A 25,032-nucleotide genomic window follows, 5' to 3' on the forward strand; every position below is an offset into this window, starting at 1 on the left:
GAGGTCGCCATCGGCGCGTATCTCGATTACGGTCCGGCCGGCGTTGAGCGTATGGCCGAACTGTCGCGCTGGCTCGGCGGCGCGGAACTGAGAGTCGGTCACACCTATCTCCCGGGTGACCAGTGGAGCAATATCGAAGGCGGCGTCGGTTTCCTGGAGGACTGGGCGCGGTGGCGGCGCGGTGCGGACGACCGAATGTTCGTGCTCAATGTGCCCATGCTGGAGCGGAACGAGGACCGCGTGCCCGACCACGAGGTCCGCCGCCTGCTGCGGGCGGGGGCCTCGGGAGAGTTCGATCAGCATTTCCGGAATCTCGCCTCGCGTCTGGTCGGGCTGGGTGTCCCGGACACGGTGATCGTGCTCGGCTGGGAAATGAACGGCACCACCTACACCCATCGCTGTGGCCCGGATCCCGATTCCTGGAAGACGTACTGGAATCGCATCGTCACGGCGATGCGTTCCGTGGAGGGGCAGAATTTCCGCTTCGATTTCGCCCCGAACCGGGGTACGGACGCGATCCCCTGGACCGAGTGCTACCCCGGCGACGACGTCGTCGACATCATCGGAATGGACTCGTACGACCAGGCTCCCGGCCGCACCTTCGAAGAGCAGGCGGCGGCTCCGTACGGGCTTCAGAAGCAGGTCGAATTCGCACGCGAGCACAACAAGGCGATCTCCTATCCGGAGTGGGGGCTTTTCCGGAACGGCGACAATCCCGCGTACATGCGGGGCATGCTGGAGTGGATCGAACGGCACAGGCCGCTGTATCAGACCATCACGGACTACTGTCCGCACGGTGTCTGGCAGTGCGATGACAACCCCCGATCGTCGAAGGTGTTCCGGTCGATGCTCTTCGCGAAGCCGACCGTGCCGGTCGAGCCCACGCCTCCGGTGCCGCCCACACCGCCTGTCGTACCGACTCCGCCGGTCCCCACGCTCCCTCCGACTCCGACTCCGCCGACTCCCACTTCGCCTCCGACTCCTCCTGTGACGCCCACGCCGACACCGACGCCGACACAGCCGCCATCTCCGACTCCCACTCTGACTCCGGCTCCTACGCCGACCCCGACACCGACACCCACTCCGACCGAGACGACGCCCGTTCCGACGCCGACTCCGGAAGAACCGACACCGACACCGACTCCGACACCGACACCCACTCCCACGAACCCGCCGGTCGAGCCGACGCCCACACCGACACCGACCACCACGCCCATGGAGCCGACACCGACTCCCGAGCCCACTCCGACGCCCACTCCGACCGCGACCCCGACGCCCACGCCCACGACCGTCGGACCGGTGGGCGGGGTGCAGCTGAACTCCACAAAGTGGTGTCCTCCGATGGACCTGGGCGATTGGGTCAGCCGGTGGGTGCCGAAAGAGGCGTTCTGCGTGAAGGTCCCGTGGCCGGCCGGCTGGCCGTCCCTGTAGTCCGCCGAGTCGGGCCGCCCGTCGCCGGGCGGCCCGGCCCGAACCGGCAGCCGACTAGGTCGTTTCTGATGGATCAGGCTGGATCAGGGAGCGGGGTCTGGTGCCGTGCATCGCAAGGCGGAGGAGGAAGTCCATGCGGTGGGGGTACCTCCCGGGCCGCAAGGCCCAGGGGGCCATAGGTGACCGACGACAACGCAGCGTGGGGGTACCTCCCGGGCCGCCAGGCCCAGGGGGAGTGCGGTGCCAGGGCACGCGAGCCCAGCAAGATCCATCAGAAGCGGCCTAGCGCCTCCGGGCCAGCGCCCGCCAGTCGTTCAGGCGGCCCCGCCACTCGCGCACGACGGGGAACCGCTCGTCGACGGCGCCCGCCGTGCGGTCACGCCAGTCGGCCCGCGCCGCGTGCAGCCGCAGCACCGGTTCGAGCGCGTACGGAGCCATCAACAGCCGTTGGTTGGCGACCGCTTCGGGACGCCAGTGGGTCTTGTACGGCTCCCTGCCCCTCAGCAGGCTCACCACCCGGCGGCCCGTGCCGGCCGCGTGGTCGGCGTCATGGCGCAGCAGCATGGTCGCGACGTCCACCTTCCTCTCCCGCAGCTCCGGGTGGGCGCCGTAGAGATAGCCGCCGGTCAGCAGCCCCGACAGCAGCGCGACCCCGGCCGCGACGACCCGGCCGTCCATCCGGTACTCGGTGAGCGTCGCACTGCCGTCGCGCACCATCCGCCGGGTCGCCCGCACCAGGTGCTCCGCGAACCTCGGACGCAGATGCTCGACGGTGACCCCTCGGCCGCGCCACTGGAGTTCGTGCAGCCGCAGCAGATGCCCCATGGCGTCGGGGACCCCGTGGTCCGTCACCGGGACGCCCTCGATCTTCAGCGCGTCGATCTTGCGCAGCTTGGCACGTACACGCTGGGCAGGATGGGTCGGCAGCCGCTTGACCAGCTCTTCCATCGGGGCGGCCGGCAGCTCCAGACAGACCGAGTCGGGCAGCCGCTGCCGTCCACCGGTCCACCGCTCGTACAGCCGCTCGGCGGCGGCCCCGGGCCGGACCTCACGCAGATCGATCACCGCGTGCCGTGCGGCCCGCTGAAGCCCCCGTTCCAGCGCGATGACGGCGGCGGTCGTGGTGGCGGCGTTCTCGTCGTCGACGAGGATGTCGCTGTAGTCGGAGATTCCGCCGCCGAGTGAGACGAGCAGCGGCATCGGCCGGTGGACGAGCATCAGCGGCGCGGCGGCGATCAGCCGTCCGTCACGGCGTACGAGAACGATCCGCAGCCGTCCGCCGACCCCGTACGACAGCCACCAGGAGTCCAGCCAGGCGTGGCTCTGGAAGGGGGTCGCGGTGGAGCAGCGGCGCTGGAGGTCGTCCCATTCCGGCCGCAGCCGGGAGAACTCGCGCTGGTCCCGGCAGAGCGTGACGACGATGCCCGCGTGCCGGTCGGAGCGCCCGGTCCGCCGCGCGGGCTGCACGACATGCCCAGCCCGTTCGACGTGCGCGGCGTGTTCGGGGCGTTCAGCGTGTGCGGTCGCTTCCGTGGACGTCATCACACGCGCTCCCGTTCAGCGGTGGTCACCACGTCGGTCGACACGGTCGGCGACGGCACGGCGGCCTCACCCGTCCCACGGGCCCGCCGTGGCCGCACCATCAGGACCAGCCCGCCGATCAGCCCGCCCGCGGACGCGCCGACCGCCGCGCTGATGGGAGCCGACGGCGATACGGGCCTGCGCGGCGTGATGGCCTGGGAGAAGCTCAGCAGTCGTACGCCCGTGCTCTTGGCGACCTGATTACTGCTCACGAAGACCGCGTCGGCCACCGCGTTGGCGATGTCGGCGGCCTCGCTCGGCCGGTTCGAAGTCCCCGTGATCGCGATCATCGGCGAGTCGGGCGACGTCTCCGTACGCACCTGTCCGCGCAGCCGTTCCGCGGACATTCCGGCCGCCACCCGCGCGTACGCGATCGTGGAGTCGCTGGTCGCGATCCGGCCGTACGCCTGGGCGAACCCGAGGGCCGCGCCCGGCTGGGCGTCCTTCGCGGGGACGGCGACGACATAGCTGGTGGCCGCGTACTGGGGCGTCGCCAGCACCCCGTACGCCGCGCCGCACCCCGCTCCCAACAGACAGAAGACGGGCAGCGGCCACCAGCGGGCCCGCGGTCGGGGCCTTGTGGACGAGCGGCTTTTGCGCCGACGCGCGGCGGGCTCCAGCTGGGGCGACTCGGTCATCGGCGTGCTCTCTCGGTCGTTTGGGTGGAGGTGTTGGAGGCGGAAGGCCCGGCGAGGGCCTGGGCGTAGACGTCCATCAGGCGGAGGCCGGCGCGGGCGATGTCGTAGTGCCGGACGGCCGGCGCGGGCGGGAGCCGTGGCGCCCCGGCCGCGGACCGCCCGCGCAGAGCGGCCGTCAACTCCGGGGCCGTACCGCCGAAGCGCTCCGCGCCCGGCGATTGATCCGGTGGCAGATCGTCGATGGCGGGACAGGCGGTGTGCAGTACGGGGAGCCCGGCCGCGAGGGCTTCGACGGCGGCGAGCCCGAAGGCTTCGTCGCGGGACGCGGACACGAAGACGTCGAGGGCGGAGAGGAGGGAGGGGATGCCGGGCGGCGCGCCCGGCCCGGCGTCCGCGCTGCCACCGCCCGCCGGAACCCCGGTTCCACCGCGCGGCGCGGGCCCGTTGCCGTACGTCGCGTCCGTACCGGAGACCCGGGCGAGGTCCGGTCCGGGGTCTGGTGCGAGGCCCGGGGAGCGGTCCGGGGAGCGGCCTGGGGAACGGTCCGGGCCGCACTCGCCCAGGAACCGCACCCTGGCCGTGATCCCCATGTCCGCGGCGAGCCGCTCCAGCGCGGCGCGTTCCGGGCCGTCACCGGCCACCACGAGCACGGCCCGCGGCAGCGCGGCGACCGCCCGCACCAGGACGTCGAAGCGTTTGCCCGGCACGAGGCGGCCGACGCCGCCGACCACGAAGCCGTCCGGGGCGATCCCCAGCCGGGCGCGGACGGCCGAACGGCCGACCGGATCGAAGCGGAACCGGGCCGCGTCGATCCCGTTGGGGACGACATGGACCCGGTCGCCCGGCACTCCCCAGCGGCGGAGCCGCTCGGCCACCGTCTCCGACACGGCGACCGTCGCCGCGCCGAGCCGTTCGGTGGCGAGATAGAGCGCGCGGGCGCCACGGGTGAGCGGGCGGCCCTCGATCTCGGCGTCGCCCAGGGAGTGTTCGGTGGCGACCGTGGCACGGACCCCGGCGAGGCGGGACGCGATCCGGCCGTACACACAGGCCCGGTAGAGGTGGGTGTGGACGAGGTCGTACCGTCCGCGCCGGATCAGCCGGGCCAGCCGGGGCACGGCCGTGAGGTCCCGGTTGCCGCGCATCCCGAGGTCGAAGACCCGGACGTCGTCCGCGCGCAGACCGTCGGCGACGGCACCCGGATTGGTCAGCGTCACCACATCGCAGGGCATCGGCAAGTGACGTAGCAGCAGCCGCAGTTGCTGCTCGGCGCCGCCCACCCCGAGGCCGGTGATGATGTGCAGGGCTCTCACCGGTGCTCCACCAGATGGCGCAGTCGCTTCACCCAGAGCCGTCCGGCCCGGTCGGCCTGGCTGATGTGCGTACGCGGGAGGGCGTACGGGAAGGAGAGCCCGCCGGGCGGGCGGATCGCGCAGCCGTACGCGTATCCGGCGTCGCGGACGGCGGCGACGACCCGTTCGTCGACGGTGCCGTACGGATAGCAGAAGCCCTCCGGGGCCTGGCCGGTCAGCTCGCGCAGCCATTCCCGGCTGCGCCGGCTCTCGTTGCGGAGCACTTCGTCGTCGACGGCTGTCAGATCGACGTGGTATAGGCCGTGCGAGGCGATCTCCGTCCCGGCCTCGGCGGCGGTCCGGATGCCCTTCTCGTCGACGAGCGGTCTGCGCGGGCCCTCGGGATCCCACTCGTTGTCGCCGCCGAGCCGTCCGGGCAGGACGAACAGGGTGGCCGTACAGCCGTGGCTCCGCAGCACCGGCAGCGCCTCGGCGGTGAAGTCCGCGTATCCGTCGTCGAAGGTCAGGCCGACGAGGCCGCGGGCCGTGCCGTCCGCGAGGGCGCGCAGCAGCGCGCCCACCCCGACTCCGGTGAGGCCGTGGCGGCGCAGCCAGCGGAGTTGGAGGTCGAGGCGGTCGCGGGCGACGGTGATGCCGTAGGGGTCGTCGGCGGGGTCGGCCACGGAGTGGTACATCAGGATCCACGGCCGGGCGGTGGGGGTGGACGGCGCGCGGGTCGTCGCCGTACCGGCGGTGTCAGCGGACATGACGGGTGATCCTCTGTCGGGTGAGGGCCAGCAGATGGACGACTTCGGGCGCTCTGACGGCGAGCCCGGTGACGATGAAGACGGCGGGAATGAGCAGAGCCCCGAGGCCGAGGCCGAGGAGCGGGTCGCCGGTCAGCGGGCCCGCCAGCCGTCCCACGGCGGCGGCGACGGCGGCGGCGACGGCGAGGCGGCCGATCGACACGCTGATGGAGCGCACCCGGATGGCGACGGTCCGTGAGCCGAGACCGAAGAGGAGGAGGAGCGCGGTCGTGCTGATGCCGGCCGCGTTGGCGGCGGCGATTCCGTACACTCCCCACGCGCCGACGGCGGCGGACCCGGCGGCGACGGTGACGACGAGGCCCACGGCCATCGCCGCGGCCGGATACCAGGTGGGCCGGCCCGAGGAGAAGAACGGCCGTCCCAGCGCGCCGACCAGGGTGTGGCCGAGCAGCCCGGCCGCGTACACGCGCATCACGGTGGCCGTGGCCTCGGTGTCCCGCGCGTCGAACGCGCCGCGCTCGAAGAGGACTTCGACGATCTGGGGCGCGTAGCCGAGGATGAGCGCGGTGCCGAGGAGGACGACCATGCCCGCGAGCGCGAGGTCGTTCTCGACGCGCCGTCTGGCCCGCTCCCGGTCGCCCTCGGCGATCAGCTTGGCGACCACCGGGAAGGTGACCGTGCAGAACATCAGCGACAGGACCATCGGCATCTGCGCCACCTTCTGCGCGTAGTTGAGGTGGGAGATCGCGCCGCTGGGGAGGGAGGACGCGAGATGGCGCTCGACGAGGACCTGGGACTGGCGGCTGAGGGCGAAGAGGGCGATGGGGGCGAGGACGGCCACTTTGAGGAGTGAGGAGTCAGGGCGGGCGAGGGGGCCGGAGGCGCTCGGGGCGCCGGGCCGGCGGGGGATGCTCGGCGTACCCGGCGTACCCGGCGTACCCGGCGTGCTCGGGGTGCTCGGAGGGCTCTGCTGGTGTTCGCCCTGTCGTGGCACCCGCTCGGCGGGCGCGATCCGCCCGGTGGACGGCAGTCCCGTCACCCGGCTGACGAAGGCGGGCAGTTGGGCCAGGATCATGAGCAGCCCGCCGACCGCGACTCCGGCCGCCGCCGCGCGTACGCCCCACAGGGAGTGCAGCACGAGGGTGGTGGCGATGATGCCTGCGTTGTACGCGACATAGACCGCGGCGGGCGGCAGAAAGCAGCCGTGCGCGCGCAGTGCCGCGCTGAAGTATCCGGCGACGCCGAAGGTCAGGACGGTCAGGGCGGTCAGCCGGGTGCAGTCGACGGCGAGCTGCGGATCGTCGAATCCGGGGGCCAGGACGCGGACGAACTGCGGTGTGAAGGCGATCAGCAGCGCGGTCGCGCAGGCCAGTACGGCGAACAGCCGGGGGAAGGTGGCCCGGACCAGTACCCGTACCGCGTCGCGTGAACGGTCGGCGCGACGTGAAGGATCGACGTCGTACGACCCGTCCGCGCCGCGCGACGTCTCGGCCGCGCGCCGGGCGAGCGCGTGGCTGAACGCGGGCACCAGCAGCAGCGCCATCGCGTCCTCGATGAGGAGGGTGGCCGCCATCTCGGGCACGGTCCACGCGATGAGGAAGGCGTCGCTGTCGACGCTCGCTCCGTAGATCTCGGCCAGGGCCTGGTCGCGGACGAGACCGAGGAGCGCCCCGGCGACGGTGAGCACGGCGGTGACGGCCGCGGCGCGGGCGAGGACGTTGCCGAGCCGGGGCGGGTCCGTCCCTCGGGAGACCCCGGCGCCGGTCTCGGTGCCGGTGTGCACGCTGGTGTCGCTCATCCGCCCGTCGCCCCACCACGCCCCGACGCGTCACCAGGGCCGGCCCCACCGCGTACCGCCTCACCGCGTACCGCGTCACCGCAGACCACGTCATGGCGGACCACGTCACCGCCGACCCCATCGGCACGGACCTCGTCCGCACGGACCTCGTCACGGCGCGCCACCGCCCCACCGCGTACCGCCCCGCCGAGGACCGGCTCACCGGGAACCGGCTCACCACCGGCCGCCTCACCGCCGCCCCGCTCACCACCGCCCGCCGGAGCCAGTGCCCACCAGGCGGCGAGCCCGAGCACCACCCCGGTCAGCACGGTCGACGGCCCGCCGATGTCGGCGTACAGGAAGTCCACGGTCTGCCAGACCATCAGCCCGACCGCCGCGAGCCCGCAGTCGGCGGCGCCACGGCGACGCAACAGCCGTCGGACCCCGCCGACGAGCAGGGCGGCCCAGCTGCCGACGAACGCGGTGACGCCGATCAGCCCCTGCTCGCTCAGGATCAGCAGATACATGTTGTGCGGTGAGAGCAGTGGCTGTTTCCGGAAGGTCTGTCCCGCGCCCGCCGTGTCGCTGCCGGAGGACAGTCCGATGGAGGCGTGTCCGTCGCGGTGTGTGGGGAATCCCTTGAGGCCGACTCCGGTGAGGGGTTCCTCGCGCCACATGCTCGCGGCGGCGGCCCACATCGAGTACCGGTCGGTGACGGAACGGTCGGGGGCGTCCGTCACCCGTGTGATGCTGTCGAGCCGCTGCGCGATCATCTCGGAGCCGACGCCGAAGCCGCCGACGAGGATCACCGTCACGGCCGTCAGCACGGCCAGCGCCTGTGCGGCGCGGCGGAGCCCGGCGAGCATGAGCGTCGCGAGCGCTGCGATCGCGGTGGCGATCCACGCGCCCCGGCTGAAGGACAGCGCGAGCGGTACGACGAGGAAGCCGGCCGTGCCGATCGCGGCGGGCCGCAGCCAGCGGGGTGAGCCCGGCGGCGTACGGAGCGCGAGTGCGGCGGCGGCGAGGAGTCCGTACGCGACGACCGTGGCCATGCCCATGACGTCGGTGGGGCCGAAGGTGCCGACGGCCCGGATGTCCGCGCCCATGTACGAGGCGCCGGTCCCGGTGACGTACTGATGGATCCCGATCGTGCCCTGAACGGCGGCGAGGACCGCGAGCGACCCGGCGACGATCCGGAAGTCGCGCGCGTCCCGGACGAGGAGCAGTACGGCGGCCGGTACGAGGACGAAGACCTGGAGATAGCGGATGAATCCGGGCAGTCCGGCCGCCGGATCGGCGGCGGTGACGGTCGCGACGGCCGCTCCGGCGGCGGGCAGGGCGAGCACGACGACGGCGACCGCCGTCAGCGGCCTGGCCCGCGTTCTGAGCACCCGCGCGAGGCAGAACAGCACCAGGACGCCGGAGGCGAGATCGGCGGGGGTGATCCCGCCCGAGCCCGCCTCGCTCCCGGCCGGCAGGGGTGCCGCGAGCAGCAGTACGGTCCCGATCAGCGGCAGCAGCGGCGACAGCCGCCCGACCGCTCGGAGGGCGCCGCCCGCCGGAGGTGTCCCGGCGGGCCGGGAGGCGGCGTCCTGTGAGCGCGCCGCCACGAGTACGGCCATGCTCAGCTGCCTCCGAGCCGGAGCAGGGAGGCGGCGGTGCGGGCCATGATGCACAAGTCCCGCCAGGGCGACCAGGTCGCGATGTAGTGGTTGTCGAAGCGGGCGCGCTCCTCGATGGAGGTGTCGCCGCGCAATCCGTTGACCTGCGCGAGCCCGGTGATGCCGACGGGCATCCGGTGGCGGGCCTGGTATCCGGGGTGCGCGTGGCTGAACTTGGCGACGTAGTAGGGACGTTCGGGCCGCGGCCCCACCAGGCTCATGTCCCCGCGCAGTACGTTCCACAGCTGCGGCAGTTCGTCGAGGGAGGTGCGGCGCAGCACGCTGCCGGTCGGGCTCAGGCGGCGGTCGAGGGCGACGTTCCAGAGGGTGGCGGACTCGTGCTCGTCGGCCGGGGCGAGTGTGCGGAACTTCAGCAGCGTGAACGGCCGTCCGTCCAGCCCGACGCGCTCCTGCCGGAAGATGACGCCGGGCCCGTCCGCGAGGCGTACGGCGAGTGCGCACACCGCCATCACGGGAGCGACGGCGAGCAGGACGACCGTGGCGAGGACCGTGTCGATGGCGCGTTTGACGGCACGGGCGACGGGCCGGTGCAGTCCACCGTGAAGGGGAGTCACGGAGAATCCCCACAGATGGTCGTGGCCCACGGCCCGCCGCCAGCTGTTCCCGTCGGCCGGGCCGCCGTCGATCAGCCACAGGCGGCAGCCGTGCTCGGTGAACAGGCTGATGAGCGCGGCCGATTCGGCGTCGGAGCCGGGCGGCTGGGTGAAGACGGCGTGCCGGACCGTGTTCTGGATGATGGCGCGGGTGGTGTCCTGCGGGGTGGCGAGCACCGGCAGCTTCCCGGTGGCCCCCTGCCCCGACGGGTCGGGGCGGCCGTCGTCGACTTGGCCGACCGGCCGCATCCCGTACTCCGCGTGGTCGGCCAGCGCGGCCGTCACCTGCCCGGCGATGGGCCCACGGCCGACGACGAGCGCCGACTGCGGGCTACGGGCGGCCGACCAGCGGTGGACGGCGTGGACGAGCGCGCGGGCCCCGCAGCAGAACACGGTCTGCGCGCCGACCGCGAGGGCCTGTTCGGTCCAGCCGACGCCGTACCGGGGGTCGTACGCGGAGAGGATCGCGGCGACTGCGAGCCACTGCACCAGCGCGAGAGCGAACAGGGCGGGCACTTCGGCGAGCGCCGACGGTGACAGGCTCGGCCGGTACAGCCCCCGGCCCGCGTGGACGAAGGGCTGTGCGACGGCGAGCAGGACGAGCACGGCGGCGGGCCACGGCAGCGGCGGCAGCAGGGCCGCCGCGACCGCCGGGGCGCACAGATCGGCTGCGCACAGCCCGGCGACGTACCGGAGACGGGCGGTGTCGCGGCCGACGACGGCCGTCGGCCCCCCGCGGGCGGTCCGCCGCACCGGGCGGGGGAACGTCTTCACGCCGGTGCGGGCGGACAGCGTACGGAGGGCGTGCGGGCCGGGGTGTGCGCGGCGGTGGGGGTGGGCGGGGGCGTGGTGGGGGTGGTGAGGCGCGGGGACACTCTCCGTCGTCATCGCTCGGTGCGCTTTCTCGTCATGGTGTGGGGGGAGCCGATCAGGTCCTGGTAGAGCCCGGAGACGGCGGCGGCCGTCTCCCGTACATCGCAGGCCGCCCGCATATGGGTCCGCGCCTCGCGGCCCAGCCGGGCGCGGAGTCCGGGGTCCGCCAGCAGTGCGGTGAGCGCGCCGGCGAGCGCGTCCGGATCGTCCGGTGGTACGAGGCCGTGGTCCGCGTGGCCGGGCGGCAGACTCTCCCGTGCCCCGCTGACATCGGTCACCACCACGGGCCGGCCGCAGGCCATGGCCTCCAGGGGCGCGAGGGCCATGCCCTCCCAGCGGGACGGGAGGACGACCAGGTCCGCGGCGCGGAGCCAGGGCCGGATGTCGGGAGTCGCCCCGGCGAACAGCACCGCGGGGGGCGCCGACCGGGTCAGCCGTTCCCGGTCGGGGCCGTCGCCGACGAGTGCCAGCCGGGCCTCGGGTACGGCGGCCGACACGCGGGGCCAGGCGTCCAGGAGGAGGTCCTGTCCCTTCTGCCGGCACAGCCGTCCCACGCACAGGACGAGGGGCGCGTCGGCCGGTACGTCCCGCAGCCTCGGCAGTTCGGCACGTGCCCGCTCCCGCTCTTGCCCCTGCTGCTGTACGGAGCCGTCGCCGGGTGCGGCGACGGGCGCGTAGTGGCCGATGTCGACGCCGTTGCGGATCACGGCCCAGCGGGCGGCGATTCCGGCCCGCTCGCCCGCCTGCCGCTCACTCTCGCTGACGCACAGCGTCCGCGCCGACCAACGGGCGCCGTACCGCTCCCACTTGAGCGCCAGGACCGCCGCGCGCCCGTCCACGGCGTCGAAGGACCAGGCGTGCGGCTGGAACACGGTCGGCACCCGGCCGCGCACGGCGAGCCGTGCGACGAGTCCGGCCTTGGCGCTGTGGGCGTGCACCAGGTGGGGGCTACTGCGGCGGATCAGCCGGGAGGCGGTGACCACCTCCCGTACGAGCCGGGGTCCGGGAGCGCGCCCCGCGCGCCAGGTGTGTACGACCGCGCCGGCGTCCGCCGCGCGGTCGGCCAGTTCCCCGCCGGGCGGGCAGGCCACCACGGCCTTCAGCCCCTCGGCGACCTGCGCCCGGACCAGGTCGGTGACGACGCGTGCGACTCCCCCCTCCACCGGCTGCACCAGATGGAAGATCGTCAGTTGACTCGGCTCGGTCCGGCTTCTGTGCGGCACGGGCGGCTCTCTTGTTACGTGGATGGATCAGGCTCGGGGCCGGCGGTGCCGCGGATAGAAGGTTTCAGCGGCGGGTGTCTGCCTGCACGAAGAGAACGCCGAGGAAGTATCCGAGGTTTTCGGCATCGAAGCGGAAACTCAAACTGTCGCCCCCGGACATCAGTGCGGGACCGATATCGAAAACGTCGGAGTCATAGCCAAGGGTGTTCATATGGGCGGGTTTCCGCTTGACCGTGCTGCCGGGGCCGCTGATGGTGGAGTTCATGACATCCGTGACCGGGTTACCGGAGTCGGTGAGCCGGAACGATTTCCCGCTTCCCATGCGGACGCTCACCGCATCGCCTCGCCGGCCTCGGTCCCCGTCGTACGCGACCATTCCGGCGCGACCGCCCGCGTGTTCGGGAATTCTCAGTCCGGTGAGCGTGATCTCCTCGCTCTTCCGTTCCGCGTCCAGCGTCTCGAACCCGTCCCAGACAGAGAGCCGGCGCAGTGGTTCGGCGCTGTTCTCGTAGGCCACGACGAGCGTCCAGCCGCCCCAGGCGCCGACCTCGGAATGCCCCATCGCCACATTGATCTGGGCCACCGTGTAGAGGCCGGAGCCGCTCTCGCGCACCAGCGGTGTGACATCCGCGGACGCCTGGAAGGCGTCGCTGTCGTCGGTGTCCCGGTGGGCGATACGGGTGTCGGCGAGGACCTCCTTGTACGCGCCGCCGGGCTCGGCGATCAGGACCCGGCCGTTGTCCTCGGGCGGCTTCTGCTCGCCGACCCGCAGGTTCCCGCCCCAGTACAGCCGTGCGTAGGTCACCCGCGAGTTCTTCGGCAACGTCAGTTCGGCACGGCTCGCGTTGTAGGTGTCGGGGTCGTCGTCCTCGTCGATGTAGTACATCTCGAAGTCGCCGTTGGCGCCCGCCCCGCCCCTGGTGACCGAGGCGCACGAGCCGGCCGAGGGGGAGCTGGGCGCACTGCAGGTGATCGCCGAGTTGGCCGCCCGGACGATACCGCCGTGCTGTACGGCCTGATAGCGCTGGGTAAACGGAACTCTGGGCGATTCCCCGGTTTCCGGGGCGCCGGCGGCCGTGGGCGGAACGGCACTGAACGCGAGCAGGAACACCGCGCCCAGGACACCTCTGGCAGCGAAGCCCGCCGACTTGGACATGACGCGCCTCTCCCACAACCGATCAGCATGACAAAAACAGGAGTGCACCTTGACAGAAACCCGGCGGGGAATCACGCCGGACTCGCTCGTAACCCCCGTCTGACATCGGGGAGCTTTAAGATGAATAGCCCTTCGAGTGATCTGGCACACCTATTCCACAGAGCGCTCGTTATTCGCGTTCACCTTGTTCGACGAGCGAGAAATACCCACGACCGGGTGACCTTCTGAACCCACGAGCGGTTCATACGAGAATCTCAGTAGGGGTTTCCCACCGGGGTCGGCACTCGTTACCCAAGGCGACGGCGGCGACGATCGGCGCCGGAGGAGAGGATTCGACGAGATGAAGCACTTGAGGGTTGCCGCGATCATCGCCGGCTCGGTGGCCGCGATCGGCGCGGCGTCGCCCGCGATGGCGGCGACGCCGCCGGCCATGCCCCCCATGAGCCTGAACGGCGGCCTTGACCACGCCCTCAGTTCGACGCCGCTGCTCAACGGCGGCAGCGGGAACGTGGTGAACGACGTCGCCACCACCGCGACCGAAGTCAACAGCGTCAGGGGCGACGCCCCTCAGCAGGCCCTCAAGACGGCCGCCGCGCTGACCCCCATGCTGGGCGGTGTCCAGCTGGGCGGCTGAACCGGCCGCCCGCCGCCCGGCGGGGCCGATCCCGGACAGGGGTGCGGAGGTCGGCGGCCGCACCCCTTCCCGTATGCCCGGACTCCCCGTATGCCCGGACTCTTATGACAGCCCATTTGACAGTGTTCTTGTGAAAGAAGCACCTGCTGTTCGAAGTTCCGCCCTGCGTGCGGGCTCACACCGACCGAAACGGAATACCCCTGAAGCGCACACGGGCGGCCCAGCGATTTCACGCCTGCTCGGCTCAAATTCGGCCCAAATGGGGCTACGAGTTCGCCGCGCGGAGCCATTGGGGTGAACCGGGAGAACCAAACCGGCGGGGCCGTTGTTGTCAGAGCGCTCCAGTAGTGGGCATCCTCGAGACAGAAGGACGAAACATGTTCAAGAAGGTTATGGCGACTGCGGCGGTCACCCTCTCCGTGGTGGGCGCGGGCGCGACGATGGCACCGCAGGCTATGGCCATCGGGGACCACGAGGGCACGACGTCGTTCAGCGGCAACGGCGCCACCCAGTCGTACGGCAACTCCGAGACCTACGGCAACATGAGCCCGCAGATGGGACTCATCCAGGGCTCCCTGAACAAGCCCTGCATCAGCCTGCCGGTCAAGGGCAACGGCGGCGCCCTCCTCGGCGCCGTCCCGGTCTCGGTCCATGACGTCCCGATCCTGTCCGCCCCGCAGAACCAGCAGTGCACCGAGAACTCCACGCAGGCCAAGGGTGACGAGCCGCTGTCGCACATCCTCAGCAACATCCCGGTTCTCTCGGGCAACGGCCTCGGCAACAGCTGAACCGCCACCCCCGGCGGCTGATCGTCACCGACTGCCCGCCCGTACCGCGCGAGGACCCCGGCACCCCGTCTGGTGCCGGGGTCCTCGCGCGCTCCGGCCGCTCCGTCGTCGCAGGGCCGCAGACCTGAAGGAGAATCGAAAAATAACCGTTCACTTGACCCATCCATTCGAATTCATTCACTCCTTTGAAATTCATTCCGCAGACGGGTGAATTCTGACGCCATTCGGCCGCACAGTGATGTTTCAATGACCGGGCAGATCGTCCACGGGATCTGTTCCCGGCGTATGCCTCCAGCCGGCGGCGCATTGCGTCGTGGGGCAGTCGTGCTTCCTGTTGGCATGGCGCGCCGGGTACGCGCGGCGATCTGCTCATTCGGTGGAGGGCCTATTCGCAGGCTCTCCACCGATAATCTGTCCGCCGTCACTCCGACGCCTTGCAACTTTCGAGTGAACGGGCGGAACCAAACCGTACGAGAGCAGTTGATCAGTCTGCTCGACGGTCGATCGTTCATAGGGAAAAGGGAACAATCAAGTGATCAAGAAGATTCTGGCCACCGCCGCGGTCACCGCTTCGATGGTGGGCGCCGGCGCCGCGGTGGCCGCTCCGGCCATGGCCATCGGCAACGACCAAGGCACCACCTCCTTCAGCGGCAACGGCGCCACCCAGACGTACGGCAACTCCGCCACCCACGGCGACATGAGCCCGCAGATGGGACTCATCCAGGGCTCCCTGAACAAGCCCTGCGTCGGCCTGCCCGCCAAGGTCAACGCCGGTGCCCTCGCCGGCGTCGTCCCGGTCGGCGTCCAGGACGTCCCGATCCTCTCGGCGCCGCAGAACCAGCAGTGCACCGAGAACTCGACCCAGGCCAAGGGCGACGAGCCGCTGTCCCACATCCTCAGCAACATCCCGGTCCTCTCGGGCAACGGCGCCGGCAACAGCTGAGCACCGAGCGAGCGATGAATACCCCCGGGCGCGATGCGTCCGGGGGTACACCCCTTTCGCGACATATTCACCCTCACCTTATTTCTCCGCGAATGGGGAAAGGTGCATACGAGTGACTTTTTGAACCGGCGCTTTATGCAAGTTTCCTGACGGGAACCGAGTCGTTACTAGATCTGCGGGGGTGCACATGAACAGGAAACTGTCGGCGCAGCACGCGAAGGTCGCTCCTGCGTACAGCACCGCCGCTGAAAGGATCAATGAAATGAAGCACAAGAAGGCTGCCGCCGTCGCTGCGGGTATTTTCATGGCGCTGGGCTCCGCCGCCCCGGCCATGGCCGACGCGGGTGCCCACGGTGCCGCCGTCGGATCGCCCGGCGTACTGTCCGGCAATGTGGTCCAGGCCCCCATTTACATTCCCGTCAACGCCTGCGGCAACACGGTCGCCCTCATCGGTCTGCTGAACCCGACCTTCGGCAACTACTGCGCACACCACTGACCATTAGTCAGTCAGGATCCGACTGGCATTAAGTCAGTATGAGAAAATGAGAACAACTGACATCTAGTCAGTGTTCGGTGGCCCCGATGCGTGCGAATAGTACGTAACGGGGCCACCTTTGCATGTGTTCACGCCACGCGCGGGAACGGGTTGGTAGCTGCACTAGCCACCCTCTTCATTGGTCCCTACCATTCGAGCAGTCCGGGCCTTTGATAAGCGCAGCGAAATGGTTGAAGAGGTGACATGCCCATGATCATTCGGCATGTCTTTCCGGATAGGCCCCCTCTTTCCCCGATGAGGAGAAAAATGTCTCGCGCACTTCTCGTAGGCGGCGCGGCCGCGGCGATGCTCGGATCGTTGCTCAGCGCCCAGACCGCCTCAGCGGCCACGCCCAACACGGTTCCCGCGCCCACGAAGATCACGATCGAGGTCGCGACGATCAACGGGTCGGGCTGTCGGCCGGGGTCGGCCGCCGTGGCGGTGGCCGAGGACAACACGGCGTTCACCGTCACCTACAGCGAGTACCTCGCCAAGGTGGGCGTCGGCACCACGCCGACCGACTTCCGCAAGAACTGCCAGCTCAGCCTGATCGTGCATGTGCCCCAGGGCTTCACGTACGCCGTCACCAGCACCGACTACCGGGGCTTCGCCAGCCTGGAGAACGGCGCGGTCGGCACCCAGAAGGCGTCCTACTACTTCCAGGGCTCGCCGGACACCGCGTCGAGGACCCACAACTTCAATGGGCCGCTCGCCGACAACTGGCAGGTCACCAACCGGAACGAGTGGGGTCAGCTGGTCTGGTCTCCCTGTGGGGCGCGCCGCAACTTCAACATCAACACCGAGCTTCGGGTGAACGCCGGCACCTCGGACCCGAAGAAGACGACCAGCTTCATGACGATGGACTCCACCGACGGAGCCATCAACACCATCTACCACCTGGCCTGGAGGCAGTGCCCCTGACAGCAGCTCTCTGAGCGGGTATGACTGATCGCGCCGTCCCCGCCGCCCCCTCGGCGGCGGGGACGGCGTTCCGTTCCTCACGGGCTTCCGTTCCTCACGGCGTTCCGTTCCCCATGGCGTTCCGTTCCTCGCGGCGTCACACGCGCCCCGGTGTCACCTCACGCCACCTCACGTCACGCCTTACGGAGTAGGTGACGAGGGCAACACCCGTTCATCGCTTTCCCCCTTCTGTTGCGGATTCCGCAGGCCACGGGTGCCCAACGGCATCGCATTCGAAGGAGGCTCACCCTTTTCACCGATTGAAGCGCTAAAGGGGACATTCCCGTAAGCGCTTCCGTTGGCGAAAACACGCGGCGGCCCGAGTTGCGCGCCCGTAAGCTCGCGGTCATGCAGGTGATCCAGTCGACGAAGCTCGCGAATGTCTGTTACGAGATCCGTGGTCCGGTGCTTGAGGAGGCGATGCGGCTGGAGGCAGCCGGTCACCGCATCCTCAAGCTCAACACCGGCAACCCGGCGGCCTTCGGGTTCGAGTGCCCGCCCGAGATTCTGGAGGACATTCTCCGCAATCTCGGCGACGCGCACGGCTACGGCGACGCGAAGGGGCTGCTCTCCGCACGGCGCGCGGTGATGCAGCACTACCAGACCAAGGGCATCGAGCTGGACGTCGAGGACGTCTACCTCGGCAACGGGGTCTCCGAGCTGATCCAGATGTCGATGCAGGCCCTGCTCGACGACGGGGACGAGGTCCTCGTACCGGCTCCGGACTACCCACTGTGGACCGCCTCGGTATCGCTCGCCGGCGGTACGGCCGTGCACTACCGCTGCGACGAGCAGTCCGACTGGATGCCGGACCTCGCCGATGTGGAGCGGAAGATCACCGACCGCACCAAGGCGATCGTGATCATCAATCCGAACAACCCGACCGGCGCGGTCTACGACGACGAGATGCTGCGGGGGCTCACCGAGATCGCCCGCCGCCACAGGCTGATCGTCTGCTCCGACGAGATCTACGACCGGATCCTCTACGACGGCGCCACCCACACCCCTACCGCCACCCTCGCCCCGGATCTGATGGTCCTCACCTTCAACGGGCTCTCCAAGAACTACCGAGTGGCCGGATACCGCTCCGGATGGATGGCGGTCTGCGGGCCCAAGGCCCATGCCTCCTCCTATATCGAGGGCCTGACCATCCTGGCCAATATGCGACTCTGCGCGAACATGCCCTCGCAGCACGCGGTGGCCACCGCGCTCGGCGGACGGCAGTCGATCGAGGAGCTCGTACTGCCGGGCGGACGGATCGTGGAGCAGCGGGACATCGCGTACGACCTGCTGACGCAGATTCCCGGAGTCACCTGTGTGAAGCCCAAGGGGGCGCTCTATCTCTTCCCCCGGCTCGATCCCAAGGTCTTCAAGATCAAGGACGACCGGCAGATGGTGCTCGATCTGCTCCGGGCCGAGAAGATCATGGTGGTGCACGGTACGGGGTTCAACTGGCCGGAACCCGATCACTTCCGGATCGTGACCCTGCCCGCGGCCAAGGACCTGGCGGACGCGGTGACGCGGATCGGCTCGTTCCTGGACGGTTACGGGCAGCACTGAGCGCACCGCCGCGGACGGCCCCGCACCCGTGACAGACGACCGCGCACCCGTGACAGCGGACGGCTTCTCGCCCCCGGACGACACCGGCCGGGGGCGATGCGACGGGGCCGCGACCGCGCCAGGTGATTTCCGACTTCAGAAAACTTTAGACTGATTCCAAGGTAAGATGGCCTCCTGACAGTGAGCAGGAGGCCATCCCCCATGTACGAGCCGATCCGCACCAGGTCTGTCCACTCGATGGCTGACGACGCCCAGTACCCCCACCGCTCGAGGGAAGAGGAACTGGACATTCAGCTGGCCGGTCATCTCTCCGCGCTGCTGGCCGTCACCGATGAACTGGCGCTCGGCGAGCCCGCCGAGCACATCGCGTCCCAGATCACCCGGCTCCGGGGCGCGCCGCCCGCCCGGCACGCGGGTCCGAGCGATGCTGAGCCCGAGGCCCTGCACCGCCGTGCCCACGCGCTGGCCGGCCGGGTCCTCGTGGTCGCCGCCTCGCGCGCGGACACCGCGGTGGCGATCCTCGCCGCCGAGCGGATGGACGCCCACACCGCCGCCCTCGACGCCTTCCGTCTGGTCGGCGCCCCCTGACGGCCCCGGTCCACGGGCCCCGAGGCACGTGGACCGGGCGCCACACTCGGGGGCCTCAGCCGAGTCGGGCGACCAGCGCGCGGTACTCGTCCCACAGTTCCTTCGGGGTGTGGTCGCCGAAGGTGTTGAGGTGGTCGGGGACCAGGGCGGCCTCCTCGCGCCAGATCTCCTTGTCGACCTTGAGCAGGAATTCGAGGTCCTCCGCGGGCAGGTCCAGGCCGTTCGTGTCGATCGCCTCGGCCGTCGGCAGGATGCCGATCGGGGTCTCGACGCCCTCGGCCTCGCCCTCCAGACGTCCCACGATCCACTTCAGGACGCGGCTGTTCTCGCCGAAGCCGGGCCAGACGAACTTGCCCGCGTCGTTCTTGCGGAACCAGTTCACGTAGTAGATCTTCGGCAGCTTGGACTGGTCGGCGTCCTTGCCGAGCTTGATCCAGTGGGCCATGTAGTCGCCCATGTTGTAGCCGCAGAACGGCAGCATCGCGAACGGGTCGCGGCGCAGTTCGCCGACCTTGCCCTCGGCGGCGGCGGTCTTCTCGGAGGCGACGTTCGCACCGAGGAAGACACCGTGGTTCCAGTCGAAGGACTCGGTGACCAGGGGGACGGCGGTGGCGCGCCGGCCGCCGAAGAGGATCGCCGAGATCGGCACGCCCTTCGGGTCCTCCCACTCCGACGCGATGATCGGGCACTGCCCTGCGGGCACGGTGAAGCGGGCGTTGGGGTGGGCGGCCGGGGTGTCGGACGCGGGCGTCCAGTCGTTGCCCTTCCAGTCCGTGAGGTGGGCCGGGGCGGTCTCGGTCATCCCCTCCCACCACACGTCGCCGTCGTCGGTGAGCGCGACGTTGGTGAAGACGGAGTTGCCCCACATCGTCTTCATGGCGTTGGCGTTCGTGTGCTCGCCGGTGCCGGGCGCGACGCCGAAGAATCCGGCCTCGGGGTTGATCGCGTACAGACGGCCGTCCTCGCCGAACCGCATCCACGCGATGTCGTCGCCGATGGTCTCCACGGTCCAGCCGGCGACGGTGGGCTCCAGCATGGCGAGGTTCGTCTTCCCGCACGCGGACGGGAAGGCCGCCGCGACGTACTTCGGCTCGACCCGGCCGGAGGTGGAAGGCGGCGGGGTGAGCTTGAGGATGAGCATGTGCTCGGCGAGCCAGCCCTCGTCGCGGGCCATCACGGACGCGATACGCAGGGCGTAGCACTTCTTGCCGAGCAGCGCGTTGCCGCCGTATCCCGATCCGTACGACCAGATCTCACGGGTCTCGGGGAAGTGCGAGATGTACTTGGTGGCGTTGCACGGCCACGGAACGTCCTGCTCGCCCTCGGCGAGGGGCGCGCCCAGCGTGTGAACGGCCTTCACGAAGAAGCCGTCGGAGCCCAGTTCGTCGAGGACGGACTGTCCCATCCGGGTCATGGTGCGCATGGAGACGGCGACATAAGCCGAGTCGGTGATCTCGACGCCGATGGCGGAGAGCGGTGAGCCGACGGGGCCCATGCAGAAGGGAACGACGTACATCGTCCGGCCGCGCATCGAGCCGCGGAGGATGCCCTTCTCCCCCGCGAAGATCTCCCTCATCTCCGCCGGCGCCATCCAGTGGTTCGTCGGGCCCGCGTCCTCCTCCTTCTCGGAGCAGATGAAGGTACGGTCCTCGACGCGCGCGACGTCGGTCGGGTCGGAGGCGGCGTAGTACGAGTTCGGGCGCTTGACCGGGTCCAGCTTCTTGAACGTTCCCTTCGCGACGAGCTCCTCGCACAGGCGCTCGTACTCGGCCTCGGATCCATCACACCAGACGACGCTGTCCGGCTGCGTGATCGCTGCGATCTCGTCGACCCAGGAGATCAGCTCCTGGTGTTTGGTGGGGACGGTGCTGGGAGCCGCGTTGTCGCGCGCCACGATTGCTCCTAAATGAGGGTTTGAGGGTTGTTGCTCTGGTTGCCCAGTTGTTGTCTGCCCCGTGGGGGCCGCGACCCGGATGCTTCGTAGCCGCTCATCCGGTGCCGACCGCACTCATCTGATCATCCGTGGGGATCGCCCATATGTCCAGAGGGAGCCTCACGTGAGCATCCCCACTCGCGCAGCGATCATGCCGGGCGGCAGGGGAGAGTGGATCGCCGCTGGTCAGGGCGGTCTGCCGAGGTGAATCGCGTCCGATGCGAGGGTGGTACGGGCCGCTATGCCGCGGATGCGGCATGTGACGTGGCCGGAAAAGGACCCGTATGGGGTCGGCGTCCGGCCTGCTCGGGGTCTGCGTCCGGCCCGTACGGGGTCTGCTCGGGTCCGCTCGGGGCCGTCCGCAGCCCGTTTGAGGCCCGCTGGGACGGACTCGCTCGGGGCGGTGCGCGGGGGCCCGCCCCGGCCGGATTCCGGTGCCGACGTCCCGCTACCTACGGTTGCGTAGGTACCATCCCCGTATGACCTCCGCCGTGCCCGAAGTGACCGAGACAGAGCCACCCCCGGCGAAGCCGAGGTTGCGCGGCTGGCTGCACGCCGGGATGTTCCCGGCCGTCCTGATCGCCGGTCTGGTCCTCACCGCGTTCGCCGGTTCGACGCGGGCACGGGTGGCCTGTGGAATCTACGTCCTGACCGCGTGCCTGCTCTTCGGCGTCAGCGCGATCTACCACCGCGGCAACTGGGGCCCGCGCGGTGAGGCCATCCTGCGGCGGCTCGATCACGCGAACATCTTCCTGATCATCGCGGGCACCTATACCCCGCTGACCGTGCTCCTCCTCCCCGATTCCACCGCCCGGACCCTCCTGTGGGCGGTCTGGGCGGCAGCCGCGGCGGGGATCGCGTTCCGCGTACTCTGGGTCGGCGCGCCCCGCTGGCTCTACACACCCTGCTACATCGCCATGGGCTGGGCCGCCGTCTTCTTCCTCCCCGACTTCATGCGGACCGGCGGAATCGCGGTGCTCGTCTGTGTGATCGTCGGCGGGCTGCTCTACAGCGCGGGCGGCGTCGTGTACGGAATCAAGCGGCCGAACCCGTCGCCGAGGTGGTTCGGCTTCCACGAGGTCTTCCACTCGCTGACGCTGGCGGCGTTCGTCGTCCACTACGTCGGCATCTCGCTGGTGGCGTACGAGAGCTGACCACTTCGCGCCCCGCCGGTGGCCGTAGCGCCGGTGGGCCGGTGCCGATGGGCGCGCCGCCGGGTGGGCCGGTGCCGTACGCCTCCTGCGGGCGGGCGCGATACGGCGGGCATGGTTACCGTCCGCGCCCATGCCCGACAATGACCCCATGGCCGCCACCTCACGTCCCCCCACCGGCAACCCGTCGCACCTCTCGCCGTATGGTCCGGCGCGCGACGACGGCACCGAGGCGCTGCCGCGGCCGGGACTGCGTGAGCGCAAGAAGATCAAGACCCGGATCGCCATCCGGCGGGCCATGTACCGGCTGATCGCGGCGCAGGGGTACGAGGCGACCACGATCGAGCAGATCGCGGACGCGGCGGACGTCTCCCCCTCCACGGTCTTCCGCTACTTCCCCACGAAAGAGGACATCGTCCTCTCCGATGAGTACGACACCGTCCTGGAGGCGCGGCTACGCGCCCGGCCGCTGGACGAGGACCCACTCGACTCGATCGCGCACGTGATCCGGGAGAGCCTGTCGACGTTCATCGAGGCGGAGCGCGACGAGGTCGTCCAGCGGACGAAGCTGCTGGTGGAGGTCCCCGCGGTCCGGGCGCGCGTGACCGAGTCCATGTCCACGACGTCCCAGGTCCTCGTACACGCGCTGGCCGACCGCACCGGCCGGGAGCGCGACGACCTCCAGGTGCGGGTCGCGGCGGCGGCGGTCCTGGCCGCGCTGCGGGAGGCGATGGTCTGCTGGGCCGAGCAGGACCACGAGGGAGATCTGCCGGGGATGGCGGACGAGGCGCTGGGGGTGCTGAGGGGCGGGCTGAGGCTGTAGGAAAGCGGGCCCGCGCCCTGGTGAGGCCCTAACCGCCCAGCTGCTCCTCCAGTTCGGCCGGCCGGGTCACCGGCGTCCGGCAGGTGAACCCCCGGCAGACGTACGCGGCGGCCCGACCGTCCACGAGCGGCCTGTCCCGCAGCAGCGGGAACTCGTCGCCGTCGGGCGCTCCGGCGGCGACGACCGCGCCGGGCGCCGTGCCCAGCAGTGCCGTACGGTGCAACTCCCGTACCGCCGGGTCGTCTTCGAGCCCCACGACGGCCACCTCGCGCGGCCCGTCGAGCAGCGCTTCGGCGACGGCGAGTCCCCATCCGATGAACCTCGGCTCACGCGGGCCGAGCGCCTTCACCACGCCCAACGCCTTCTCGGCGGCGGTGCGATGGGCCTCGGACCCGGTGTGCGCGGCATAGGACAACAGTGCTCCGGCCGCGGCGGTCCAGCCGGAGGGGGTGGCGTTGTCGGTCGGGTCCTGCGGTCGGCGGATCAGGGGCTCCGCGTCGTGCGCGGTGTCGAAGAACGTCCCGTTCTCGCCGGTGAACTGTTCGAGGACGACGCCCAGCAGGAGACCGGCGAAATCCAGCCACACCCCTTCGCCCGTGACGCCCGCGAGCGCGATGAAGCCCTCCGCGACATCGGCGTAGTCCTCCAGGACGCCGGCGTTCGCACCGACGGCGCCGTCGCGGGAGGTACGGGCGAGCCGCGCGCCGCTCTCCATGTGCAGCCGCACCAGCAGATCGGCGGCCTCGGCGGCCCGCTCGACGAGATCGGGCCGGTCGAAGTACGCGCCGGTCTCGGCGAGCGCGGCGATGGCGAGCCCGTTCCACGCGGCGACGATCTTGTCGTCCCGCTCGGGGCGCGGCCGCAGCTCACGGGCGGCGAAGAGCCTCTCCCGCACGGAGGGGTCGGCGTCCGCGCCGGGCAGCCGGAGGACCGAGGTCCCGTGCTCGAACGTCCCGCCCTCGGTCACCCCGTACACCTCGGCCGCCCGTCGGCCGTCCTCGTCCCCGAGCACCTCGCGCAGCTGGTCGGGCGTCCATACGTAGAAGGCTCCCTCGGCCTGTACGCCCGCCGGGTCATGGCTGTCGGCGTCCAGCGCGGAGGCGAAGCCGCCTTCGACGGTCCGCAGCTCCCGTACCAGGAAGTCCGCGGTCTCCAGGGCGACGCGACGGGCCAGAGCGGATCCCGTGGCCCGCCAGAGGTGCGCATACACGCGGCAGAGCAGCGCGTTGTCATAGAGCATCTTCTCGAAGTGCGGCACCACCCACTCGCGGTCGACCGAGTACCGCGCGAAGCCGCCGCCGAGCTGGTCGTAGATCCCGCCCCGCGCCATCGCCTCACAGGTCTCGGCGGCCATCTGCAGCGCCCCCTCGGCCCCCGTCCGCGCGTGGTGCCGCAGCAGGAACTCCACCATCATCGACGGCGGGAACTTGGGAGCGCCCCCGAATCCGCCGTGCTGTTGGTCGTACGTCCGGGTGAGCCCGAGGAGCGCCTGCGCGAGTTCCGCTTCACCGGGCGTGCCCTCGCCGCCGTGCGCGAGGGAGCGGCCGGCCAGCTCCCGCGTGATCCTCGTCGCCACCTCGGCGACCTCGTCGCGGCGTTCGGCCCATGCCCGCGCGACCCCTTCCAGCACCTGCCGGAAGGACGCCATGCCGTGCCGGGGCTCCGGCGGAAAGTACGTGCCGAAGTAGAACGGCTCCCCGTCCCCGGTCAGGAACACGGTCATCGGCCAGCCGCCCTGCCCCGTCGCCGCCTGTACGGCCTCCATGTAGACGGCGTCGACGTCCGGCCGCTCCTCGCGGTCGACCTTGACCGGGACGAAGTGCTCGTTGAGATACGCGGCGGTCTCGTCGTCCTCGAACGACTCGTGCGCCATCACATGGCACCAGTGGCACGCCGAGTAGCCGACGGACAGCAGAACGGGTACATCGCGCCGTCGCGCTTCCTCGAAAGCCTCCGGCGTCCAGGGCCACCAGTCGACCGGATTGTCAGCGTGCTGAAGCAGATAAGGCGAGGTCACACCAGCCAACCGGTTCATACGAGCCAGCCTCTCACAGCGCCTCACCCCCGACGGCGAAACTCACGCACCCTCGTTCGCTTGGCCGATTTA

The 25,032-nt window shown here is 70.5% G+C and carries 20 protein-coding genes and 1 pseudogene; 10 read left to right on the top strand and 11 right to left on the bottom strand.

The annotated features are described in order from the left end of the window. Window positions 1–51 precede the first annotated feature (51 nt). The gene (locus tag ACWEFL_RS11615) at window positions 52–1,431 is read left to right on the top strand and encodes a glycoside hydrolase family 26 protein (RefSeq protein WP_451710548.1); all 1,380 of its coding nucleotides are present in this window, start codon (window positions 52–54) and stop codon (window positions 1,429–1,431) included. A gap of 282 nt (window positions 1,432–1,713) precedes the next feature. Here ACWEFL_RS11615 and ACWEFL_RS11620 read toward each other — a convergent pair whose 3' ends face one another. From ACWEFL_RS11620 to ACWEFL_RS11660, 9 genes and pseudogenes are all read right to left on the bottom strand, one after another. Further along, the gene (locus ACWEFL_RS11620) at window positions 1,714–2,973 is read right to left on the bottom strand and encodes a GNAT family N-acetyltransferase (RefSeq protein WP_451710550.1); all 1,260 of its coding nucleotides are present in this window, start codon (window positions 2,971–2,973) and stop codon (window positions 1,714–1,716) included. Beyond that, complete coding sequence (locus ACWEFL_RS11625; RefSeq protein WP_451710552.1) at window positions 2,973–3,650, bottom strand: YveK family protein; 678 nt, start codon at window positions 3,648–3,650, stop codon at window positions 2,973–2,975. The genes ACWEFL_RS11620 and ACWEFL_RS11625 overlap by 1 nt, the downstream gene beginning before the upstream one ends. Further along, complete coding sequence (locus ACWEFL_RS11630; protein WP_451710554.1) at window positions 3,647–4,960, bottom strand: glycosyltransferase; 1,314 nt, start codon at window positions 4,958–4,960, stop codon at window positions 3,647–3,649. The genes ACWEFL_RS11625 and ACWEFL_RS11630 overlap by 4 nt, the downstream gene beginning before the upstream one ends. Beyond that, a complete protein-coding gene (locus ACWEFL_RS11635; RefSeq protein ID WP_451710556.1) occupies window positions 4,957–5,706 on the bottom strand; it encodes a polysaccharide deacetylase family protein in 750 nt (249 codons plus the stop codon). Before ACWEFL_RS11635 ends, ACWEFL_RS11630 begins: the two co-directional genes overlap by 4 nt. After that, the gene (murJ, locus tag ACWEFL_RS11640; protein ID WP_451710558.1) at window positions 5,696–7,504 is read right to left on the bottom strand and encodes a murein biosynthesis integral membrane protein MurJ; all 1,809 of its coding nucleotides are present in this window, start codon (window positions 7,502–7,504) and stop codon (window positions 5,696–5,698) included. Before murJ ends, ACWEFL_RS11635 begins: the two co-directional genes overlap by 11 nt. 239 nt (window positions 7,505–7,743) lie before the next feature. Further along, a pseudogene (locus ACWEFL_RS11645) lies at window positions 7,744–9,105 on the bottom strand (O-antigen ligase family protein); the annotation flags it as partial. Between the two features lie 2 nt (window positions 9,106–9,107). Continuing rightward, window positions 9,108–10,646, bottom strand: a complete 1,539-nt coding sequence (locus tag ACWEFL_RS11650) for a sugar transferase (RefSeq protein ID WP_451710560.1) — start codon at window positions 10,644–10,646, stop codon at window positions 9,108–9,110. Continuing rightward, window positions 10,643–11,854 carry a glycosyltransferase gene (locus tag ACWEFL_RS11655; RefSeq protein ID WP_451710562.1) on the bottom strand — a complete coding sequence of 404 codons (1,212 nt, stop codon included), beginning with the start codon at window positions 11,852–11,854 and terminating at the stop codon, window positions 10,643–10,645. The genes ACWEFL_RS11650 and ACWEFL_RS11655 overlap by 4 nt, the downstream gene beginning before the upstream one ends. Window positions 11,855–11,918: 64 nt before the next feature. Then, on the bottom strand, window positions 11,919–13,010 hold the full coding sequence (locus ACWEFL_RS11660) for a DUF3344 domain-containing protein (RefSeq protein WP_451710564.1): 1,092 nt from the start codon (window positions 13,008–13,010) through the stop codon (window positions 11,919–11,921). Window positions 13,011–13,350: 340 nt separating this feature from the next. Here ACWEFL_RS11660 and ACWEFL_RS11665 point away from each other — a divergent pair, with 340 nt between their 5' ends. The 7 genes from ACWEFL_RS11665 to ACWEFL_RS11695 all read left to right on the top strand — a co-directional run bounded on the left by ACWEFL_RS11665 (window position 13,351) and on the right by ACWEFL_RS11695 (window position 19,018). Continuing rightward, window positions 13,351–13,644 carry a hypothetical protein gene (locus tag ACWEFL_RS11665; RefSeq protein WP_451710566.1) on the top strand — a complete coding sequence of 98 codons (294 nt, stop codon included), beginning with the start codon at window positions 13,351–13,353 and terminating at the stop codon, window positions 13,642–13,644. 377 nt (window positions 13,645–14,021) lie between these two features. After that, window positions 14,022–14,432, top strand: coding sequence for a rodlin (locus tag ACWEFL_RS11670; protein WP_451710568.1), 411 nt, complete (start codon window positions 14,022–14,024; stop codon window positions 14,430–14,432). Between the two features lie 532 nt (window positions 14,433–14,964). After that, on the top strand, window positions 14,965–15,375 hold the full coding sequence (locus tag ACWEFL_RS11675) for a rodlin (RefSeq protein WP_451710570.1): 411 nt from the start codon (window positions 14,965–14,967) through the stop codon (window positions 15,373–15,375). Between the two features lie 262 nt (window positions 15,376–15,637). Then, window positions 15,638–15,871, top strand: coding sequence for a chaplin (locus tag ACWEFL_RS11680; protein ID WP_451710572.1), 234 nt, complete (start codon window positions 15,638–15,640; stop codon window positions 15,869–15,871). Window positions 15,872–16,177: 306 nt separating this feature from the next. Continuing rightward, window positions 16,178–16,831 carry a DUF4360 domain-containing protein gene (locus ACWEFL_RS11685; protein ID WP_451710574.1) on the top strand — a complete coding sequence of 218 codons (654 nt, stop codon included), beginning with the start codon at window positions 16,178–16,180 and terminating at the stop codon, window positions 16,829–16,831. A gap of 387 nt (window positions 16,832–17,218) precedes the next feature. Next, complete coding sequence (locus ACWEFL_RS11690; RefSeq protein ID WP_451710576.1) at window positions 17,219–18,430, top strand: pyridoxal phosphate-dependent aminotransferase; 1,212 nt, start codon at window positions 17,219–17,221, stop codon at window positions 18,428–18,430. Between the two features lie 201 nt (window positions 18,431–18,631). After that, complete coding sequence (locus ACWEFL_RS11695) at window positions 18,632–19,018, top strand: SCO4983 family protein (protein WP_451710578.1); 387 nt, start codon at window positions 18,632–18,634, stop codon at window positions 19,016–19,018. Between the two features lie 55 nt (window positions 19,019–19,073). Here ACWEFL_RS11695 and ACWEFL_RS11700 read toward each other — a convergent pair whose 3' ends face one another. Further along, window positions 19,074–20,912, bottom strand: a complete 1,839-nt coding sequence (locus ACWEFL_RS11700) for a phosphoenolpyruvate carboxykinase (GTP) (RefSeq protein WP_451710580.1) — start codon at window positions 20,910–20,912, stop codon at window positions 19,074–19,076. A gap of 518 nt (window positions 20,913–21,430) precedes the next feature. Here ACWEFL_RS11700 and trhA point away from each other — a divergent pair. Then, window positions 21,431–22,105, top strand: coding sequence for a PAQR family membrane homeostasis protein TrhA (trhA, locus tag ACWEFL_RS11705; RefSeq protein WP_451710581.1), 675 nt, complete (start codon window positions 21,431–21,433; stop codon window positions 22,103–22,105). 130 nt (window positions 22,106–22,235) lie between these two features. Then, window positions 22,236–22,925 (top strand): TetR/AcrR family transcriptional regulator, encoded by a 690-nt coding sequence (locus ACWEFL_RS11710; RefSeq protein ID WP_451710583.1) that lies wholly within the window; start codon window positions 22,236–22,238, stop codon window positions 22,923–22,925. A 28-nt stretch (window positions 22,926–22,953) separates the two neighbouring features. Here the strand turns inward: ACWEFL_RS11710 and ACWEFL_RS11715 are convergent, their stop codons facing one another. Beyond that, window positions 22,954–24,960 carry a thioredoxin domain-containing protein gene (locus ACWEFL_RS11715; protein ID WP_451710585.1) on the bottom strand — a complete coding sequence of 669 codons (2,007 nt, stop codon included), beginning with the start codon at window positions 24,958–24,960 and terminating at the stop codon, window positions 22,954–22,956. Window positions 24,961–25,032: the final 72 nt, after the last annotated feature.

It is taken from the genome of Streptomyces sp. NPDC004838, assembly GCF_053600955.1.

Coding starts and splice junctions, on each gene's coding strand:
- ACWEFL_RS11615 (WP_451710548.1), top strand. CDS start 52: ATGGCCGAACTGTCGCGCTGGCTCGGCGGCGCGGAACTGAGAGTCGGT.
- ACWEFL_RS11620 (WP_451710550.1), bottom strand. CDS start 2,973: ATGACGTCCACGGAAGCGACCGCACACGCTGAACGCCCCGAACACGCC.
- ACWEFL_RS11625 (WP_451710552.1), bottom strand. CDS start 3,650: ATGACCGAGTCGCCCCAGCTGGAGCCCGCCGCGCGTCGGCGCAAAAGC.
- ACWEFL_RS11635 (WP_451710556.1), bottom strand. CDS start 5,706: ATGTCCGCTGACACCGCCGGTACGGCGACGACCCGCGCGCCGTCCACC.
- murJ (WP_451710558.1), bottom strand. CDS start 7,504: ATGAGCGACACCAGCGTGCACACCGGCACCGAGACCGGCGCCGGGGTC.
- ACWEFL_RS11650 (WP_451710560.1), bottom strand. CDS start 10,646: ATGACGACGGAGAGTGTCCCCGCGCCTCACCACCCCCACCACGCCCCC.
- ACWEFL_RS11660 (WP_451710564.1), bottom strand. CDS start 13,010: ATGTCCAAGTCGGCGGGCTTCGCTGCCAGAGGTGTCCTGGGCGCGGTG.
- ACWEFL_RS11665 (WP_451710566.1), top strand. CDS start 13,351: ATGAAGCACTTGAGGGTTGCCGCGATCATCGCCGGCTCGGTGGCCGCG.
- ACWEFL_RS11670 (WP_451710568.1), top strand. CDS start 14,022: ATGTTCAAGAAGGTTATGGCGACTGCGGCGGTCACCCTCTCCGTGGTG.
- ACWEFL_RS11680 (WP_451710572.1), top strand. CDS start 15,638: ATGAAGCACAAGAAGGCTGCCGCCGTCGCTGCGGGTATTTTCATGGCG.
- ACWEFL_RS11685 (WP_451710574.1), top strand. CDS start 16,178: ATGTCTCGCGCACTTCTCGTAGGCGGCGCGGCCGCGGCGATGCTCGGA.
- ACWEFL_RS11690 (WP_451710576.1), top strand. CDS start 17,219: ATGCAGGTGATCCAGTCGACGAAGCTCGCGAATGTCTGTTACGAGATC.
- ACWEFL_RS11695 (WP_451710578.1), top strand. CDS start 18,632: ATGTACGAGCCGATCCGCACCAGGTCTGTCCACTCGATGGCTGACGAC.
- trhA (WP_451710581.1), top strand. CDS start 21,431: ATGACCTCCGCCGTGCCCGAAGTGACCGAGACAGAGCCACCCCCGGCG.
- ACWEFL_RS11710 (WP_451710583.1), top strand. CDS start 22,236: ATGCCCGACAATGACCCCATGGCCGCCACCTCACGTCCCCCCACCGGC.
- ACWEFL_RS11715 (WP_451710585.1), bottom strand. CDS start 24,960: ATGAACCGGTTGGCTGGTGTGACCTCGCCTTATCTGCTTCAGCACGCT.